This window comes from Clostridium perfringens (genome assembly GCF_016027375.1).
In the GTDB taxonomy this organism is placed as follows: Bacteria; Bacillota; Clostridia; order Clostridiales; family Clostridiaceae; genus Sarcina; species Sarcina perfringens.
Window position 1 is genome coordinate 943,147 of sequence record NZ_CP065681.1, and the last position, 18,496, is coordinate 961,642.

Here is an 18,496-nt window from a genome sequence, read left to right on the forward strand (position 1 = left end):
ATGGAATTTAAGTCTTCAGCTCCAGAGAACGTATTTAATAATGAAAATTATTTAAATTATTTAGTTCAGTATCAAGGTGATATTATAGGAGAGTTTAGTGGTGAAGATGGAATATATGCAACCTTAATTAATAATAGATATGCCATAATAACTATTGATAAAAACTTACAGGAATATGAAAATGATATATCTATGATTAAATATAAAAAAGAAAATGGAAGAGATGTAGAAATAGATAGCATTACTTATATAAAAAATCCAGAAGGATATGTACTTCAGGAAATAAGCCCTTTAGAGGCAGCAAATGTTGAATATGTTCAAATACAATCATACTTTAATCTAACAGGTAGAGGGGTTATTGTTGGAATTTTAGATACTGGAATAGATTATTTAAACGAAGAGTTTATGGATTCAGATGGTAATACAAGAATTTTAGGAATTTGGGATCAAACAATTTCAAGTGAGAGTTCAAGTAATGATAATTTACCTTATGGAACTTTTTATTCAGAAGAAGATATAAATAGAGCAATAAGACTTAGTAGAGAAGGAGGAGATCCATATACAATAGTTCCATCAAAAGATGAAGTGGGTCATGGAACATCAATGGCAGGAATAATTGGATCATCAGGAAAAAATCCTAGGTTAAAGGGGGTTGCACCAGATTGTAAGTTCTTAGTTGTAAAGCTTGCACAGTCACTTTATTATAAAAAAGAGTATGAAATAAACATACCTATTTATAATATAACTGAGATATTTACAGGAATACAATATTTATATTCATATTTTTTAAAGGGATCTCAAAGTATGATTATATATTTACCTTTGGGAACTAATAGAGGAAGTCATAAAGGAACAAGTATGTTAGAAGAATTTTTAGATTCTATATTGATAAATAGAGGAATTGCTTTAGTTACCGGTGCTGGAAATGAAGGAACTGCATTATTACACGGATCAGGAACTATAAAACCTGATGGTCAAGTAACTACCCATGAATTTAATATAGATGAAAATCAAAAAAAGATTATTATTGAAGTTTGGGTACAAATACCTAGTATTGCTTCCATAGAAATAGTTTCACCTACTGGAGGAACAACAGGAATAATTCAACCTTTTTTTGGAAAAGGAGATAGGTATGATTTTACAATTGAGCGTACTACAGTGTTAGTAAGTTATTATGTACCTGAAGAAATTTATGAAGATTCTCTCATATTAGTTATACTAGACAATGTTCAAGCTGGAACATGGAGTTTTAAATTTAGAGGGTTAAAGGAAATAGAGGGAAGATATGATATTTGGTTGCCTCCAAGGGGAGTAAGTAAAACTGCAACTAAGATGATACCTTCTGACCCATATGGAACAGTAACTGTCCCAGGTACTAGTTCTTCTGTAATAACAGTAGCTGCATATAATCAATTAAATAATACACAGTTAAATTATTCAGGGAGAGGATTTCAGGATAATTATATTGATATAATAGATGTGGCTGCAGGAGGAGTAGATGCACTTACTGTTGCACCAGATAATAAAACAACTTTAGCAAATGGTACAAGTGTTGCAGCGGCTATAGTAGCTGGGATTTGTGTTTTACTTTTTCAATGGGGAATTGTTGAAGGAAATTATCCATATATGTTCTCTCAAACTTTAAAAGCTTTTATTGCAAGAGGTACAAGAAAGAGAAAAGGGGATACTTATCCAAATCCAGAGTGGGGATATGGAATAGTTGATATATTTAATATGTTTAATCTTACTAATTAATTTACTTTATTATATAAAATATATTTTGAAAATTTATTATATTAGATTAGATAGGAAAAATAAAAAATACTCTGATTAAACTTATTCATAAATCATATGTTTAATCAGAGTATTTAATTTATAATTATTTTAAAGTTTCTTCTATACTATCATCTACAGAGGATACAGCTGTTTCGGCATCAGCTTCAATTACCTCAGAATCATTATTAGCTCTATTATATTTTTTAGTAAATACTATAAGAAGTAATATGCTAGATATTAGATAAAGAGCACCTGCTATATAGTAAGCTTTTCCATAACCAGATTCTGTCTTTAATAAAGAATATCTTGTATAGATACCAGCTACAATTCCTATAAGTGAATTAACAACTAATATAAGTGAATTATAAGCTGAAACTAAATTTTTAGGAACAAAGGTTAATGGTAAAGAACTTTGTATTGGAGCAGAAACATTTGCTATACCAGATCTTAAAAATAGTATTATACCTACTATCATAGCAACATTACTTCCAAACATAGCACCGTTAGCCATTAATAACATAAGTGGTACACAAAGTATAGTAGTTGCGGCTATGGTTACTATTGAACCAAATTTTTTTTCTAGGTAAGGGGTACAGAAGTAACCGATTACCATAGATACTGTTTGGAATGTTATGATAGATGATACAGTACCTCTGCTTATATGTAAGAAATTATTTAAATAAATTGGGAAGAATGGTGTTACCAATAAAGCACCAAATCTTACTATTCCAAATATAAGAATCCATAAGATAACATATTTATTAGCGAATAATTTGAAGTCAAAGGCTTTTTCTCCTTTTCTAGCTTGAATTTCTTCAGGAGTTTCTCTATAATCTTCACTTTTTTCTTTTAAGAATAATAGAAAGACTGAAGCTATTACTGTTAAGGCTATTGCAATCCAAAGTACAAATTTATATGAATCTGAATATGCCATTAATTGAACAGAACTTAAGGCATCTTGATTTTCTGATAAAACAGAAGCATTATCATAAGAGACACCTAAAGATTTAGCAAATTTCCAAACAACAATTTTACCATTGAAAAATGTTAAAATTGATTGGCTAATAAGGTTACAGTACATAACTCTAGAGAACATTTTAGTTCTTTCTTTTCTAGGAGTATATGATGTAAACATTACAGGATAAATACAGTCAAACATTCCTAAACCAACATTGACAACTATATATGCAAAGGTTATGATTAAACCATTTTTGCTATATATACAAACCAATAAACCAAGAACTGAAAGAATAGGTGCAAGTAATATTAATTTCTTGAATCCTACTTTATGAGTTAATAGTAAAAGCATTGCTATTATGAATGTTCCAATTGATGCATAGGTAGGAAGTGCTTTAACTACATTAGGAACAGTGATGTTTAAATAAGATAAATAAGAGTCATTAGTTATTCCTGTGACAGCCCCCATGAAAATATAACATAATATAAACATTGCACAGTTATACTTCCATCTTTTGTCCCAGTTTTCATCTTTGCTTGTAATTAGATTAACTAAACCAGCTTCCATATAAATTCCCCCAATTTTATAAATTTGTTTAAATTTTCAATTTAATAATAACTCTTTATAGATAAAAAAATCAAAACAATAAAAAATACATTAAGAAAAAAATATATGGAATAATAATTAAAGTAATAATTGGATAAGTAAAAAAATTAACATAAATAGAAAATTAATAAGTTTTTAAAATAAAATTAACATTTATTCGGAATTAATGTAAAAAATCGTTTTTAAAAGATAAATTTTGGTGTAATATATAAGAAAAGTAATATAGCTATAAACATGGGAGGAGAGGCTATGATAAAGAGTATTGATAATATAGAGTTAAAGAAGGATTTAGCATATAACTTAATAAGTGATTTTGAGAATGAAGTTTATAATAAAAATATTATTGAGAGAATTATAAAGAAAATAGAGCAAATTCCATTTTATGCATATATAGAAAAAGGAAAGAAATAGGATTTCTTTCAATGAAATCTTTAACTGAGGAATCAGCAGATATTTATTTCATAAAAATGTTAGATGAATATAAAGAGAAGGGATTTGAGGAGGAGCTTATAAATAATGTAGCAACCTTTTACAAGGAAAAAGGTTATAAGCTTTTAAGAGTTAAGATATTAGCAGATGGTAAACATGATAAATTAATAAATTTTTATAGGTCAGTTGGATTCTTCAAGTTAGAAGAAAGGGTAGAATCAGGAGATATAGAAAATAAAATTTTGGTTATGATAAGACCCTTAATATAGAAATTACGAATAAGCGTAGATTAGTAATAGTGCTAATTTACGCTTATTTTTTGTTTATTAACATATAATTTCTAATAAGTTAAAAAACTTGACATATTTTCAAAGTGTAATATAATATTAATGAAAATCATTATCAATTAGGTAAAATTAAATTAGGGGGGAACAAATTAATTTTATAAAAATTTTAAGGGGGATAAACATGTCAAATAAAAATAAAATAATTATAGGATTAGCCTCATTTTTGGTTTTAATTGCCGTAGGTTTTGCTGCTAAATCAAAAATGAATGTGAAAAATAATAGTGTTATGGAGGAAGCTGTTGTTTCTAGTGCCTCTGAGAATAGTGAAGAAGCTAATGAAAAAGATAAAGATATGACAAAAGAAGAAAATTCTAATGATGATACAACTAGCAGTGCATCTAAAAATGATGAAGATGTAAACGGTGATATTAAAAATAATGAAGATAGTAATAAAAAAGATGCCTTAAGTAGTGCATCAAGTAAGGATAATAGTAAATCAAAAATTTCAAGTCAAATAAATTCTAAAGGTACAACTTCAAATAAAAATAAATCAAATGCAATAAGTAGTGCTTCAATAAAAACAAATACTTCTAAAAATGGATTTGAAGCTATAAGTCAAAGTCAACCTAGTTCTAGCAAAGTAAATAAAAATAATTCAAGTAAAGATGTAATAAGCAGTGCTTCTGTAAAGTCTAATAATTCTAGCAAAACAGATGGAGCTATAAATAAAGATCAGCTTATTTCTAAAAATTCAGATGAAAATAATGTGAAAAAAGATACAGTAAGTAGTGCTTCAGAAAATAATCATGGAACAAATTCAAAAGAAAATAACATAAATAATCAAGTGGTAAGTAAAGTAGAAAATAATAGTGGTAAGGATGCAATAAGTAGTGCCTCTAAAGAAGAAAAACATAATAGTATAAAGGATTTAATTAGTAACAATAGTACAAAATCAGGTTCTTTTATAGAAAAAGCTATAAATGAAAAATATACAAAATTAGTTGATTTAGGTTGGGTTAAATATATAGTAGTTACTTTTAATCAAGGAACTATAAATGATTATGATTTATATGTTTTAGATAATGGAAATTACAAACTTATAAATCCAAGTAATGTTGATGACAGTGGAAAAATTGTTAAATGGGAAATAGATAAATTAGGCTACAATACAATAAAAGTTAAAAGTAAGAAAACTGGAGAAGAAGGAACTTATAAGTTTGTAAAGTAAGGGGTGAAGGTAATGAATAAGAAAAAACTAAGTATATTAACAGCTATTATAGCAATATCAACGTGTTCAATTTCAAAAACAGCTAGTGCGGCACCAAGTAAAATATTAACTTTTACTAATATGCCTGTTTGGGATTATCATCAAAGAAATTATGATAAGCATGGAAATCTTAGAATTAGCACTGCAAAAACTACATTTAATTTAAATAATGAGGAAGAAAAGGCTAGTTACATTCCTATGTTTAAGGTGGATGAAGTTGAATTAAATTCACCAATAAATATTCAATGTGAATTAAAAACTGATGAACAAAAAGATTGGTTTGAAAAAATAAATAAAGTAACCCTTGAGGATGCAACAAAGAATCCAAGTTTAGAGCGAAACTTAGAATTTGAAAAGAGCGGAAATAAAATTATTATTAAGGGAAATCAAAAGGCTTTAGATAATAATAAATTACATACTATAAAAATATATTCAGAAGGAAAAGATTGGGCTTCAATTTCTGTTAACATAGTACAAGCTGAGCCTATTAAGGTTTTAGTATCTTATCCGATGAATCCTAGAACTGGAGAGGATGTAAGATTTAAGCTTGATAACTTTAACTATGCTATTTTAAATCCAGTTAATAGAGTATTTTTAACACATAACAATGTTAGAAAAGAGCTAGTTAAGTTTAAGGATTATCATGTTATTTCAGAGTATATTACAGTTTATGCTGAAAATGTAGATACTGAAGAAGGAAATCTTTTAGAGCCAGGAAAGTACACTTTAGAAATATATGCTGATGGATTTAAAAAAGCAGAGAAGGATTTTGAAGTAATTAAAAATGAAGTTATTGCATCAGAGAAAAATAATTCTAAGGATAATATTAAAATAAAACCTGTAACTTCAAAGATAACAAATAAAGAAATTAAGCCTTCATCTGTAGATACCCTAAGTAGTGCAAGTGTTGGCTCAAGTAAGGGAGCAGATAATTCTGGCTCTGAGGAAACATCAGGTGCAAGTATTATAATGCAAACAAATTTAATTTATAACCATGATTTACTTGCAAATGCTTTAATATTAAATGAATTAGGTCTTGGAACAGAGGAATCAGAGGGAATAGCTAAAAGATTTGAGTTGAATACTATTTCTTGGGATGCGGTAATGAATGAAGATGGAACTCACATAAATGATTTTAGAGATTATCTAAATGCCGTGAAGGATGCAGCTTTAAAAGGTGATTATCTAACTTATGATGAATACCTAAAGAATGAAAATAGTAAGGAATATAAAAATAGACCATATAACGTAAAAGAAGTTTTAGAGGATAATCTTTTAGGTGATGCTCAAAACTTTAGAACTGTGCTTGGTTTAGAAACTCCAAGTTTAGAGATTAAGAGTGCAGTTATGGATAAGGATTTAATTCTTGAAAGTAGTGATGAAAGTTATTTAAAAAATATAAAATCCATAACAATAAATGGGGGCATAAAAGAATTAGATAAGAGTTTATACTCTATAAAGGACAATCAATTAATAATAAATAGTAAAGTTGTAAAAGGAGATAAAATAAAAATTTCAATTTCAGCTACTGGTTATAAGGATAAGGTTATTGAGACAAAACTTGAAAAAATCTTAGATGATATAAGCCTAAAATTAGAAAAAGAATATAAAACAGGGGAAGATGTAATAGTTACAGGTTTAAGTGAAGACTTTATTAAGAATATCAATAGTATAAAGTTAGATGGAAAACTTCTACTAACTAAAGAACAAGGGGGAAGTTCTGGAAATACATACTATGAAATTTCAGAGAATAAATTAACACTTAAATCAGGCTTATTTAAAGAAGATAAAAATTATAAGTTAGAAATAGACTCAAAATATTATGGTAAAAAGGAATTTGAATTTAACATTACAAAAGGTGATGAAAAAAGTAATGAAAAAACTGAGATTATAGAAGAGAAAAAAGAATTACCTAAAATAGATGTAAAAATTGATAGCAAATCAACATTTATGAAGAAATATGATATTAAATTCTTAAATTCAGGAGAATGGATAAATAATATAACAGGGGTTTCTGTAAATGGAGTTGAATATAAATCAGGTCTTGTATGGGGAGATTCAAAAGACCGTTATGCTGTATATAAAAGTGATAATAATATAGGAATAGGATATGAAGGCTTTAAACAAAATGAAGATAACATAATAAAAGTTAAAGCTAAGGGTTATAATGATTTTACTTTTATAATATCTAAGGATGGACAAATAGTATTAGATAAAGAAGAAAAAGAAAGTGCTAATATTGAAGAAAAATCAGAAGTAGAAAAAGAGATAGATTTTACTAACAATATAAGCATAAGCAAAGAATCAATACTTATAAAGAAATATAATATTAAATTCTTAAATTCAGAAGAATGGTTAAAGAATATAACAGATATTTCAGTAAACGAAGTTCTATATAAATCAGGGCTTTCATGGTGGGAATCAAAAGAGCGTTATGCTATATATGAAGCTGATAAAACTTTAGCCATAGGATATGAAAGCTTCAATAATGAAGGTGAGAATCTTATTAAGATTAAATCAAAGGGATATAAGGAATATGCATTTATTATTAAAGGTGGAAAAATAACTTTAGTTCAGGATGAAAAGAAAGTTGAAAGTGAAGATACAAATAAAGAAGCAGTTAAAAATGAGGAAAGTAAAAAGGGAGAGAGTAAAGAAGAAATAAAAGAAAAAGAAGAAGCTCAAAAGGGAGAAAACAAAGAATCCTCAATAAACAAAGATGAAAATAAAGAGGATGCTAAAGAAAAAGAGAATGGAAAAGTAGAAAATAAGTACGGAAATAAAGAAGAAGCTAAGGAAGTAGAAGAAAAAGTGGAAGTTAAAGAAGAGGATTCTAAGAAAGAAGCAGAGAAGCAAGACGTAGAAAAAGAAAATAAAGAAGTTGAAGAAAATAAACAGTCTGCTGAGAAAGATTTCTCTGGTAATATTCCAACAATAACTAAAAGCTTTTTTGGTGATAAATACGATCTTAAGTTTTTAGGAGAGGATGAATGGCTTAAAAATGTAGAGAGTGTTTATATAAATGATGTTGAATATGAGAAAAAACCTTTAATCTGGGGAGATAGTGCAGGGCGTTACAATATATTAGAGAGCGATAGTACTATAGCCATAGGAATTGGCAATTTCAATAAAGATGAAAATATCATAAAGATTAAATCAAAAGGATATAAAGAATGTAAATTTATAATAAAAGATGGAAAGATAAGCTTAGTTAAATAGAAATATTTTTGGAAGTTTAATAAAAAATAGTTATGGTTATGAAGAAAAATAAACTTATTTAAGATAAGTTTACTTAATTAGATTTAAAAGATGATTTTGCTTAATCAAAGTCATCTTTTAATCTAAATGTGTATTTAAATTTTAAGAGATATTTATTGGAGTCAAAATATATGTTGAAAAAGAGAGCAATTATTATTTTATTAGTTTCTATACTTTCTATGGGATTAATATCTTGTGATAATTCAAAAAAAGCAGAAAACAATAATAAAGAAGTTAATTCCTATGAAAAAACAGAAAAGATTTTAGGTACTGTAGTTAGTGGAGTAGCATATGGAGATAATGCTAAGGAAGCCTTAGAAAAAGCTTTTAATAGAGCAAAGGACATTGAGAATATGATGTCAGTAAATATAGAGAATAGTGAGCTTAGCAAGGTGAATTCTGAAGCTTTTCATAAAAATGTTAAGTTATCAGATGATTTATATTATGTCATAGAAAAATCTATATATTATGCCAATTTAACTGAAGGAGCTTTAGATCCAACTATAGGACATGTAATTGATTCTTGGGGAATAGGAACAGAACATGCTAATATACCTGAAAAAACTTTAATTGATAAGTATAAAGATTTAAAAAATTATAAGAATATAGAATTAAATCCTCATACTAAGGAAATAAGATTTTTAAATGAAAATATAAAATTAGATTTAGGAGCCATTGGAAAAGGATATGCTGGAGATGAAATGAGAAAAGTTTTAAGGGAAGAAGGAATAAATTCAGCATTACTTAATTTAGGGGGAAATGTTGTTGCCTTAGGAAATAAGATAAATAATGAAAATTGGAGCATAGGAATAAGAAATCCTAAGGAAGAGAATGAGATTTCAGCTTCTGTAAAAATTAATGATGAAGTTGTGGTAACATCAGGAAATTATGAAAGATATTTTATAAAAGATGGAGTTAGATATCATCATATATTAGATCCTAGCACTGCTTATCCAGCTGAAAAGGGACTTATAAGTTCAACAATAATCACTAAAAATGGAATAGATGCAGATGCCTTATCAACAGCTACTTATATTTTAGGGGCAGAAAAAGCTAAGAAACTTATTGAAGGATTAGATGGGGTAGAGGCATTATTTATAAAAGATAATATGGACTTCATAGAAACAAGCAACTTGGATAACAAAGGATTTAGGGGGATGTAAATGAATAAAAAAGTTCAAGTGGTAATAATTTTTACGATTTTATTGTTATCTACTTTGTTATGTTTTTTTATACATAATAAAAAAGTTAAAAATCCAGTAGCTAAGATATATAAAGATGGACAACTTATAAAATCTATTGATTTAAGTGAAGTAGAGAAGAGTTATGAAATTAAAATAGGGGATGAAGAGCATTATAATATTCTTCAAGTTAGTAAAACAGGAGTAAAGGTAATTGAGGCTACTTGTCATGATAAAGTTTGTATGGAAACTGGAGAAATACATGAATCTCTTTTACCAATAGCTTGTCTTCCAAATAATTTAATAATAAAAATTGAAGGAGGAGAAGAAAATGAAGTGGATACAAAAACTTATTAAAGGAAAGGTGGATATTTATGAATAATATTAATAAAATAGTTAGATTATCAATATTAACCACCATTGCTTTAACTATATTTATGATAGAGCTTCACATTCCTCCTTTGGTACCAATACCTGGAGTTAAGCTTGGCTTGGCTAATATAATAACCTTGATAGTATTATATTTATATGGAATTAGAGAAGCTTCAACAGTTCTTATTATAAGAATACTTTTAGGAAGTATGTTTTCTGGACAAGTAGTAAGTTTATTATATAGTTTATCTGGTGGCTTAATGTGCTTATTAGTCATGATTCTTTTAATGAAAATAGTTGGGAAAGAGGTAATATGGTTTGTTAGTGTAGGTGGAGCAATAGCTCATAACATAGGACAAATTATTATAGCAATGATTCTTTTTCAAACAACAAGTGTATTATATTATTTACCAGTGTTGATTTTAAGTGGAGTAATAACAGGAGTATTTACAGGACTTTTAAGTAAATATATGATAACTAATAAAGTTATAAATAGATTAATATCAAATAGTTTGTAGTTTTCTTAGTACATATTTTTAGTAAAGAGACTTATCAAAATATAATAATAAAGCTTACAAACATATTCCGAGAATTACTAGATTTCGTTAAGAATTTATAATTATTACTCCGAAGACATTACTAAAACTTCGAAACTTAAGTGAAAGTCCAAATTTTCAATTTGGATTTTTGAACTTATGCAATCGAACTTTGTGAGATTGTATTCCTAAGATACTAAACAGTCTCAGTTTTTTAACATAATATCTTCTCCATAATAATTTAAATTCTAAAACTCATCTAGATATTCTCTTCATATTGTTTGTAAGCTTTATTAAAAGTTATTTGGATACACGCCAAATATAAAGTAAGATAGTAGATAATTTTCTGTAAAAGAAAAGATTATCTAATTTCCTTAAGTTTAGTTATTTTATTTTGAGAATATTGCAGTACACCATTCATTTGTTTGGAATTTTTTATTTAATTTAAAGCCTTTATTCTCAACCTTTTCTTTAACCCAATCAAAGCTCCATTCAACTAAGCCTGAAACTAGAAGCTTTCCAGTCTTTTCTATGTGTTCTTCAATAAAATCCATAAACATTGCAGTTTCTTCTCCTCCAATATTTATAAATATCCAATCAAATTTTTCATCTAATTTATAATCTTCATGAAGAACATTTCCAACTACTACTTCTATATTTTCTAGTTCATTTAAAGAAGCATTTAAAAGAACTTCATCTTCCACATCTCTTATATCTACTGCTACTATTTTTGAAGCACCTTTTACTCCAGCAGCTATAGAAAGTATTCCAGAACCTGTTCCTAAATCAAGAAGAGATTTTCCTTCAAAATCTTCTTCAACTATGAATTTTAATATATCTTGAGTAGTTTCATGTAATCCAGTTCCAAAGGCACCTTGAGGAGTAAAGAAAATTTCTTTTTTATTTTCAAAGTTATCAGTTGGGGCACATAAAACCCATTGATCATTTAAATGAATTGGGTCAATATAAAATTCTTCAAATTCATTTTTAACTTCATCTATTGAAGAAGGAGTTTCTTTAAGTAATGAAGAAACTTGAGATTTAAAGTTTTCAAAGTCTTCTAGATTACCATCAAAGGCTACTTTTAAATCAACAATAACATTTTCCTTTTCTTTATAGCCATATCCAAACATATCTGTTGTTATGTCTAGTGGGGACTCATAATAAACATTGAATATATCATTGATTTGAAGTAATTCTATTTTTTCATCAACAAGTTCCTTTGGCATTTTATAAGTAATTATAAACATATATGTATCTCCTTATATTAAGTTTTAATTATGTATAAGAAGATTATAGCATATTAAAATTAGTGAGGAGTTTTATTTAAGATTAAGCTTTCTATAAAATAAATATTTACTTTTATAAAGGGACTAATATTAAAATATATTTTGAAGAAAATAAGAAAAGGGAGAGAAAAATTTTAACTGTTTGAGATATTTATAGAAAAAGATTACAATGAAAATATATAGGTTAAATTATTATAGAATTTTAATTCGGAGGAATTTTAATGAAAAAAAATGCGGCTCAAAGGGAGTATAAAAAATTATCAGGTCAAATAAATCAAATAGAAAACATAGTAAGACATTCAAAAGCAGGAGCACTTTTTGAACATGAATCAACCTTAAGAAAAAAAATATTGCAATTAAAAGAGATGAAAGATCAAGGGTTAAAAGGATATGAATCTCTTTATGATAGATATGAAGAATTATTAGAAGCGGTAGGAAAGAGAATTCTAGAGAATTATAATAAGAAAAATGATACTAATTTTGATTTTTATGAAGTCTTAAGAAACAATTATAATGTATTTCTTAATTCAGGAATTATGACTCTTCTTGTAAAACATCATATTCCAGAGTTAATATCTAAGGAATTTGATGAGAAGTTTCCAGCAAATCCAAAGGATGAATATCTTCATACAAGAAGGCTTAAAAGAAAGTTCTATCTGCATTTAGGAGAAACGAATACTGGAAAAACCTATACTGCTATGCAGAGACTTAAAGAGGTTAGAAAAGGAGTATATTTATCTCCTCTTAGAATTTTAGCCTTAGAAAACTTTGAAAGATTAAATAATGAGGGTGTTAAATGTAATCTTCTTACTGGAGAAGAAGAAATATTATTTGAAGATGCAACACATGTATCCTGTACCATAGAAAAGGCTAATATACATGAAAGATATGATGTGGCAGTTATAGATGAAATTCAAATGATAGATGATTCACAAAGAGGGTATGCTTGGACTAGAGCTTTACTTGGTTTATATTGTACTGAAATACATATATGTGGAGCCTTTAATGCTAAGAATATATTAAAAGAAATTATAGAAGATTGTGGAGATGACTATGAGATTATAGAATATCATAGAGATATTCCACTTATTGTAGAAGATGAAAGTTTTCATCCAAAAAATGTTCAAGAGGGAGATGCCTTAGTTTTATTTTCAAAGAAAAAAGTTCTTCAAATGGCTGAGCAATATTCACAGATGGGAATTAAATGCTCCATAATCTATGGAGATTTACCACCAGAGGTTAGAAAAAAACAGTATGAAGAATTTATAACGGGAAAAAATAAAATTTTAATAACAACTGATGCCATTGGAATGGGAGTTAATCTTCCTATAAAGAGAATTATTTTCTTATCAATAAGCAAATTTGATGGAGAGCAAATGAGAGAGTTAACTTCTCAGGAGGTTAAACAAATTGCAGGAAGAGCAGGAAGAAAAGGCATATATGATACGGGATATGTAGCTACTTATAGAGATAATAAGGAATTTATTGAAGAGAGATTAGAGGAAGAGGATATTAGTATAAAAAGAGCAGTTTTAGGACCTTCAGATGCAATATTAGAAATTGATAATCTTCCTTTAAATGAAAAATTAGCTTTATGGAGTACAAAGAAATGTGAAGTTCCATACTATAGAAAAATGGATATAAGTGAATATTTAATAATATTAGAAAGATTAAAATCATATAAACTTCTTGAAGAAATTCAATGGGAGCTTTTAAAAATTCCTTTTGATATATCTAAAGATGACTTAATGAATCAATTTTTAAATTTTGTTGATCAGCTATTTATAAATGATCAAGAAGAACTATTTAAACCTCAATGTTACTCAGGAACTTTATATGACTTAGAAACTTATTATCAAATGGTAAATATGTATTATTCTTTTAGCAAGAGATTTAATTTAAATTTTGACTTAGAGTGGATTGAAAATGAAAGACTTACTGTAAGTGAAGAAATAAACAATATTCTTATGAGAATTTAATAGGTGATTTTATGAGAGTTTTAAATTTAAAAATAACTTTAAGAGCATCTTGGGTACATTCTTTAAAAGAAAAAAGAATGGTGGTTAAGAGTATAGTTCAAAGATTAAAAAATAAATTTAATGTTTCTGTAGGAGAGGTTCATGAACAAGATATTCATCAGATTATAGTTATAGGAATTTCAGCAGTTTGTGGAGATCAAAAGCAAGTTGATTCAACCTTAGAGAATTTAATAGATTTTGTAGAAGAAAATACAGATGCAGAAATTATAAACATAGAAAGTGATAATTATATATTTAAATAAAGTGATGAAACTAGATTTCAAACTTATAATATATGCTGAAAATGGAAAAGTATATTCCAAAACTATATAAGTATAAGGCTTTTAGGTGAGGGGAAACTAAAATAAAATAAACAAGAGTAGGAGGCGATTAGTATGAATCCATACGAAGCACCAGAAAATAACTATATTTTAGTTATGCCTGACGGAAGTGTAGTAGGCTTTGAAGAAAGTGATATGGCACAGGCATACATAAACAGATATTATCAAGAAAAAATCACTTCTTATTGTGATAAAGTAGATTATTCAGAATATGATATGACAGAGTGGAAATCAACAGAGAATATATGTACAGCTTTAGGAGCATATGAAGGTTTATGCATTTTATATAAGCTAGAAGACCTTATATCTAGTATTCAGCAATCATCAATATTTGAAGATGAAAAGAATGAATTAATAGCAAAATTAAGATGTAGAAATATAGATATAAATATAAATGATTATCAAATTGATGATATATTATCTAATATTGATGGAGTAATATATCAATAAAAGGATTAAAATTAAATTTAATAAAAGAGGCTTGTATCAAAAGCTAATAAAAAACTTACAAATAATATGAAGAGAATGCTTTTTAAGTTTTTTAAAATTTATTTGATACATGCCTTTTTTTTATTTTGGTAAAGAGTTGATAACAATTAAATTTGAAAAATATAGTAAAATTAATTTAACTATGTGGGTAGAGGAGAAAGAGATGGAAGAAAAGATTTTAATAATTGAGGATGAACCAGATATACAAAATATTTTAAGATACTCCTTTATGAAAGAGGGATTTAAAGTTAGATGTGTTGATAAAGGAAGACAGGGTATAGATATATTTAAAGATTTTAATCCTACTTTAGTGATTTTAGATTTGATGTTACCTGATATTAGTGGATTTGATGTTTGTAGAGAGTTAAATAAATTAAATGCAAATATTATAATGCTTACAGCTAGAGATGATATTGTGGACAAGGTTCTAGGACTAGAGTTAGGAGCAGATGATTATATAACTAAACCCTTTGATATAAGAGAATGCGTAGCAAGAGTAAAGGTTGCATTAAGGAGAAAAGAGAAATTTTTAAAGGAAAGCAATAAAAGTACAGTTAAAGATGAATTCATAATTGGCCCTATTAAAATAAAAAGGCAGTCAAGAAAGGTTTATTTAAATGAAGAAGAGGTAAAATTGAAGCCAAAAGAAATAGAACTATTACTATATTTTTTAGATAATCCTAACATAGCCTTATCTAGAGATCAGATATTAGATGGGGTATGGGGAGATGAGTATTTTGGAGATTTTAGAACTGTTGATGTTCATGTAAGAAGATTGAGACAAAAGCTTAATAATGAAGAAATAATAGAAACTATTTTTGGATTAGGATATATGTTTAAAGGTGAAAAATATGAAAGTTAAACATAAATTCTCAGGAGGATTTTTAATAATATTTCTAATTGCCTTTATAATTTTAAATTGTTTCTTAGGTAAAGCTTTTATTAATTATCATGAAAATAAAATTAAAAATGAAATGGATTCTTTATATAAAAGTAGCTACAGTATTTTAAGGTTATATTTTCAAGTAAACAATTTGGAAGGAAACAAGGGAAATTTTAATAGATATATTCCTAAAATATCAAATGATATTAGTGAACAGGGAAAGTGCCAAATTGATGTTTTTAATGAAGCTTTAGAAAAGGAATATAGTTATTATTTAGACGATTTTTCCTTTGATTACGAAAGGGATGGGGGCTATGATGTTTTAAAAGAAGCAAATAAGAATAAGGCTGCATTAAACATTTATAGAGATGAAAAAGCTGTTAAAGCATACTTAGCTTTTCCAGTGTATGTTGATGAGAGTTTTTTAGGAAATATACTTTTAAGCAAGGATTATTCAAAGGAACACTTAGAGTTAAGAGATTTAATGAGCAATATAAAATTCATTGTTTCAATAACATTTTTACTTATATTAATTTTCACATACTTTCTTTTTGAGAGAATAATAAATCCTTTAAATTATATAAAAAATTCTTTTAAAAGAATTGGTGATGGTGACTTTAAAATAAACTTAAAAGTTAATTCAAAGGATGAAATAGGAGATTTAGCCTGTGGAGTAAATAAAATGGCAAATAAAATTGAGGAACAGATTGAAAAAATAAATGAAGAAAAGGAAAAGGTTTTAACATTAGAAAAAACTAGAACAGAGTTTTTTAACAATATTACTCATGAATTAAAAACTCCATTAACTAATATTTCAGGATATGCTCAAATTATGAGTGAAGAAGATTTTAATGATAATGATTTTAGAAAATTTGCTTTAGAGAGAATAAACAAGGAAAGCAAAAGAATGCATGAACTTATAGTAAGTTTGATTGAAATTTCCAAAAACAAAAGCGACATAGAAGGTGGAGAAATAGAAAATGTAAACCTAAAAACATTAATAGAGGATTTATGTGAAGATTTTAAAGTTAAGGGAGATAAACAAGGGATATGCATTTCTAATAATTTAGAAGATATTGAGTTTATGTGTAGAGAAGACGAAATAAGGAGAATTATTATAAATATTTTAGATAATGCCATAAAGTATTCAATAAAGGATAGTGAAATAGAGATTAGTCTATTTAAAGATAAGGAAGAAAAGTTTATAGAGATAGAGAATTTTAGTGATGAGATTAGTAGTGAGGGAGTAGAAAAAATATTTGAGCCATTTTATAGAGAGAATACTAAAAAATCTAGAGAGTTAGGGGGAAATGGTTTAGGACTTTATATATGCTCAGAGCTAGTAAAAAAATATGGAGGAGATATTTCCTTTAATTATTATAACGGTAAGGTAAAGGTTAGTATTATTTTTAAATAATTTATATATTTAATTTTGGAAATATTTTGGCAATAAGATTTAATTTTTTAGAAAAAACTCCTGTGTAAAATAAAAGCAAATAGTAATTTTATAAGAAGATTTTGAAAGGAGTATTTATGAAAAGGGGTAAAATTTTAATTTGGGTTTTAGCTGGGGTGGTTACTACAGGACTTTTAATAAGTTCCTTTATAAGTTATAAAAGTACTAATAAGTATGGAGGGGAGTTATATATACTATCTAATAATGCTGCTGAGGATTCTGAAAATAATAAAATAAAGGTTATTAAAGAGCATGATTTTAAATTAGAAGAAGGACTTTATGACTATGAAAGCTTATTAGTTAGGGATGAAAAACTTTATTTAGAAAGCAGAAATAGGAATGGAAAGCTTTTAAAAACAGAGGAAATTATTTTTGAAGGAAATAATTATAAGAGGGTTGAAGTTGAAAAGCTAAAAGAAGCTCCAAATCTTAGAGATATTGAATTTATACTAGATAATTGTGAGTTTGAAGATTTAGGAAATGGTAATTGGAAGGTTTTTAGTAAAGATTATGAAAAAGAGGAGATAGTTAATATAGAGAAGTTTAATAAAAATAACTTTGCAGAAGAGACCTTAAAGGAATCAGAAGAATATTATGTTTTAGAAGATTATTTGATTTTTTTTATAAATAGAAGATTTGATTTAGGAGAAGGAATTTGGGATAAAGATGGAGATTATAAAGAAATAAGATGGTATGACTTTAACAATGAACTTTGGGATAGTATTGAAGTACCTAAAGAAGTTTATTTAGATGGAACTTTAATAGGTGTAGTAGATAATAAAGTTTTTATCTTAGGAAATAGTATGAAGGGTGAACAATTTTCAAGTAAAATATATTCTTTAGATTTAAAAGAAAAAGTTTTAAAAGATGAAGTTGATTTATTAGAAAAAGGGGAAGCTTACTACGATTTAGCTTTTTTAAATGATGAAAAAATTTTATTTCATTGTGGAAGTAGTGAGGGAGAAAAAGTTAAAATGATAGATTTAAGAAATAAAGTCACCACAGAATTATATAAATCTAATCTAGACATAGAAAGATTCTTTTTATCTCAGAAAGTAGCTCCCTCAGGAGATAAGATTTTTTATCTTTCTCAAAATGGAGGGAACATGGAGGTTAAGGTTTTAAAGATAGGGAATAACAAAACCATAGCTGAAGGAAAAGTTTATGATTATGAATATAATAAAGCTGCTCTTATAAAGGAGTATGGAGAGGATTATATTGATCCAACACCACAGATTTTATGGAATAATGATGGAAAATATTTAATTATAGGAGAAAAAGAAAAGGGAAGTATAAAAATATCAAATATAAAAGTTTTAGAATTAAGCCAGTAAAATTTGTGAGGGGATT

Annotated in this window: 16 protein-coding genes; 14 read left to right on the top strand and 2 right to left on the bottom strand. The window is 27.0% G+C overall.

What is annotated here, in order from left to right; translation table 11 throughout:
- Positions 1-1,755 (top strand): S8 family peptidase, encoded by a 1,755-nt coding sequence (locus tag I6G60_RS04780; RefSeq protein ID WP_138329818.1) that lies wholly within the window; start codon positions 1-3, stop codon positions 1,753-1,755.
- A gap of 124 nt (positions 1,756-1,879) precedes the next feature.
- Here I6G60_RS04780 and I6G60_RS04785 read toward each other — a convergent pair whose 3' ends face one another.
- Positions 1,880-3,301 carry an MFS transporter gene (locus I6G60_RS04785; protein WP_003455192.1) on the bottom strand — a complete coding sequence of 474 codons (1,422 nt, stop codon included), beginning with the start codon at positions 3,299-3,301 and terminating at the stop codon, positions 1,880-1,882.
- A 288-nt stretch (positions 3,302-3,589) separates the two neighbouring features.
- On the opposite strand from I6G60_RS04785, the gene I6G60_RS15255 reads away from it, so the two are divergent.
- The 7 genes from I6G60_RS15255 (at position 3,590) to I6G60_RS04815 (ending at position 10,652) form a co-directional block, all read left to right on the top strand.
- A complete protein-coding gene (locus tag I6G60_RS15255) occupies positions 3,590-3,751 on the top strand; it encodes a hypothetical protein (protein WP_223932466.1) in 162 nt (53 codons plus the stop codon).
- 11 nt (positions 3,752-3,762) lie between these two features.
- Complete coding sequence (locus I6G60_RS15260) at positions 3,763-4,038, top strand: hypothetical protein (protein WP_223932465.1); 276 nt, start codon at positions 3,763-3,765, stop codon at positions 4,036-4,038.
- A 199-nt stretch (positions 4,039-4,237) separates the two neighbouring features.
- Positions 4,238-5,284, top strand: a complete 1,047-nt coding sequence (locus tag I6G60_RS04795) for a hypothetical protein (RefSeq protein WP_011591054.1) — start codon at positions 4,238-4,240, stop codon at positions 5,282-5,284.
- A gap of 12 nt (positions 5,285-5,296) precedes the next feature.
- Complete coding sequence (locus I6G60_RS04800) at positions 5,297-8,542, top strand: hemoblobin-interacting domain-containing protein (RefSeq protein WP_138329816.1); 3,246 nt, start codon at positions 5,297-5,299, stop codon at positions 8,540-8,542.
- A gap of 170 nt (positions 8,543-8,712) precedes the next feature.
- Positions 8,713-9,744: an FAD:protein FMN transferase gene (locus I6G60_RS04805; RefSeq protein WP_110071570.1), complete on the top strand. Its 1,032-nt coding sequence runs from the start codon at positions 8,713-8,715 to the stop codon at positions 9,742-9,744.
- A complete protein-coding gene (locus I6G60_RS04810; RefSeq protein WP_197925632.1) occupies positions 9,745-10,119 on the top strand; it encodes a NusG domain II-containing protein in 375 nt (124 codons plus the stop codon). It begins immediately after the preceding gene.
- A 17-nt stretch (positions 10,120-10,136) separates the two neighbouring features.
- Positions 10,137-10,652, top strand: a complete 516-nt coding sequence (locus tag I6G60_RS04815) for a Gx transporter family protein (protein WP_011591052.1) — start codon at positions 10,137-10,139, stop codon at positions 10,650-10,652.
- Positions 10,653-11,059: 407 nt separating this feature from the next.
- Here the strand turns inward: I6G60_RS04815 and I6G60_RS04820 are convergent, their stop codons facing one another.
- Positions 11,060-11,920, bottom strand: a complete 861-nt coding sequence (locus tag I6G60_RS04820; protein ID WP_111744300.1) for a 50S ribosomal protein L11 methyltransferase — start codon at positions 11,918-11,920, stop codon at positions 11,060-11,062.
- Positions 11,921-12,180: 260 nt separating this feature from the next.
- Between I6G60_RS04820 and I6G60_RS04825 the strand changes: the two genes are divergently transcribed.
- The 6 genes from I6G60_RS04825 (at position 12,181) to I6G60_RS04850 (ending at position 18,480) form a co-directional block, all read left to right on the top strand.
- Positions 12,181-13,938: an SUV3 family DEAD/DEAH box RNA helicase gene (locus I6G60_RS04825; protein ID WP_011010764.1), complete on the top strand. Its 1,758-nt coding sequence runs from the start codon at positions 12,181-12,183 to the stop codon at positions 13,936-13,938.
- 11 nt (positions 13,939-13,949) lie between these two features.
- Entirely contained in the window at positions 13,950-14,240 is a 291-nt protein-coding gene (locus I6G60_RS04830; RefSeq protein WP_003451429.1) for a DUF503 domain-containing protein, read from the top strand.
- A gap of 132 nt (positions 14,241-14,372) precedes the next feature.
- Complete coding sequence (locus I6G60_RS04835) at positions 14,373-14,768, top strand: hypothetical protein (protein WP_003482062.1); 396 nt, start codon at positions 14,373-14,375, stop codon at positions 14,766-14,768.
- 202 nt (positions 14,769-14,970) lie between these two features.
- Positions 14,971-15,669 carry a response regulator transcription factor gene (locus I6G60_RS04840; RefSeq protein WP_110026314.1) on the top strand — a complete coding sequence of 233 codons (699 nt, stop codon included), beginning with the start codon at positions 14,971-14,973 and terminating at the stop codon, positions 15,667-15,669.
- Entirely contained in the window at positions 15,659-17,107 is a 1,449-nt protein-coding gene (locus tag I6G60_RS04845; RefSeq protein ID WP_049040131.1) for a sensor histidine kinase, read from the top strand. The genes I6G60_RS04840 and I6G60_RS04845 overlap by 11 nt, the downstream gene beginning before the upstream one ends.
- A gap of 116 nt (positions 17,108-17,223) precedes the next feature.
- Complete coding sequence (locus tag I6G60_RS04850; protein ID WP_111744298.1) at positions 17,224-18,480, top strand: hypothetical protein; 1,257 nt, start codon at positions 17,224-17,226, stop codon at positions 18,478-18,480.
- The last annotated feature ends 16 nt before the right edge of the window (positions 18,481-18,496 follow it).

Coding starts and splice junctions, on each gene's coding strand:
- I6G60_RS04780 (WP_138329818.1), top strand. CDS start 1: ATGGAATTTAAGTCTTCAGCTCCAGAGAACGTATTTAATAATGAAAAT.
- I6G60_RS04785 (WP_003455192.1), bottom strand. CDS start 3,301: ATGGAAGCTGGTTTAGTTAATCTAATTACAAGCAAAGATGAAAACTGG.
- I6G60_RS15255 (WP_223932466.1), top strand. CDS start 3,590: ATGATAAAGAGTATTGATAATATAGAGTTAAAGAAGGATTTAGCATAT.
- I6G60_RS15260 (WP_223932465.1), top strand. CDS start 3,763: ATGAAATCTTTAACTGAGGAATCAGCAGATATTTATTTCATAAAAATG.
- I6G60_RS04795 (WP_011591054.1), top strand. CDS start 4,238: ATGTCAAATAAAAATAAAATAATTATAGGATTAGCCTCATTTTTGGTT.
- I6G60_RS04800 (WP_138329816.1), top strand. CDS start 5,297: ATGAATAAGAAAAAACTAAGTATATTAACAGCTATTATAGCAATATCA.
- I6G60_RS04805 (WP_110071570.1), top strand. CDS start 8,713: ATGTTGAAAAAGAGAGCAATTATTATTTTATTAGTTTCTATACTTTCT.
- I6G60_RS04810 (WP_197925632.1), top strand. CDS start 9,745: ATGAATAAAAAAGTTCAAGTGGTAATAATTTTTACGATTTTATTGTTA.
- I6G60_RS04815 (WP_011591052.1), top strand. CDS start 10,137: ATGAATAATATTAATAAAATAGTTAGATTATCAATATTAACCACCATT.
- I6G60_RS04820 (WP_111744300.1), bottom strand. CDS start 11,920: ATGTTTATAATTACTTATAAAATGCCAAAGGAACTTGTTGATGAAAAA.
- I6G60_RS04825 (WP_011010764.1), top strand. CDS start 12,181: ATGAAAAAAAATGCGGCTCAAAGGGAGTATAAAAAATTATCAGGTCAA.
- I6G60_RS04830 (WP_003451429.1), top strand. CDS start 13,950: ATGAGAGTTTTAAATTTAAAAATAACTTTAAGAGCATCTTGGGTACAT.
- I6G60_RS04835 (WP_003482062.1), top strand. CDS start 14,373: ATGAATCCATACGAAGCACCAGAAAATAACTATATTTTAGTTATGCCT.
- I6G60_RS04840 (WP_110026314.1), top strand. CDS start 14,971: ATGGAAGAAAAGATTTTAATAATTGAGGATGAACCAGATATACAAAAT.
- I6G60_RS04845 (WP_049040131.1), top strand. CDS start 15,659: ATGAAAGTTAAACATAAATTCTCAGGAGGATTTTTAATAATATTTCTA.
- I6G60_RS04850 (WP_111744298.1), top strand. CDS start 17,224: ATGAAAAGGGGTAAAATTTTAATTTGGGTTTTAGCTGGGGTGGTTACT.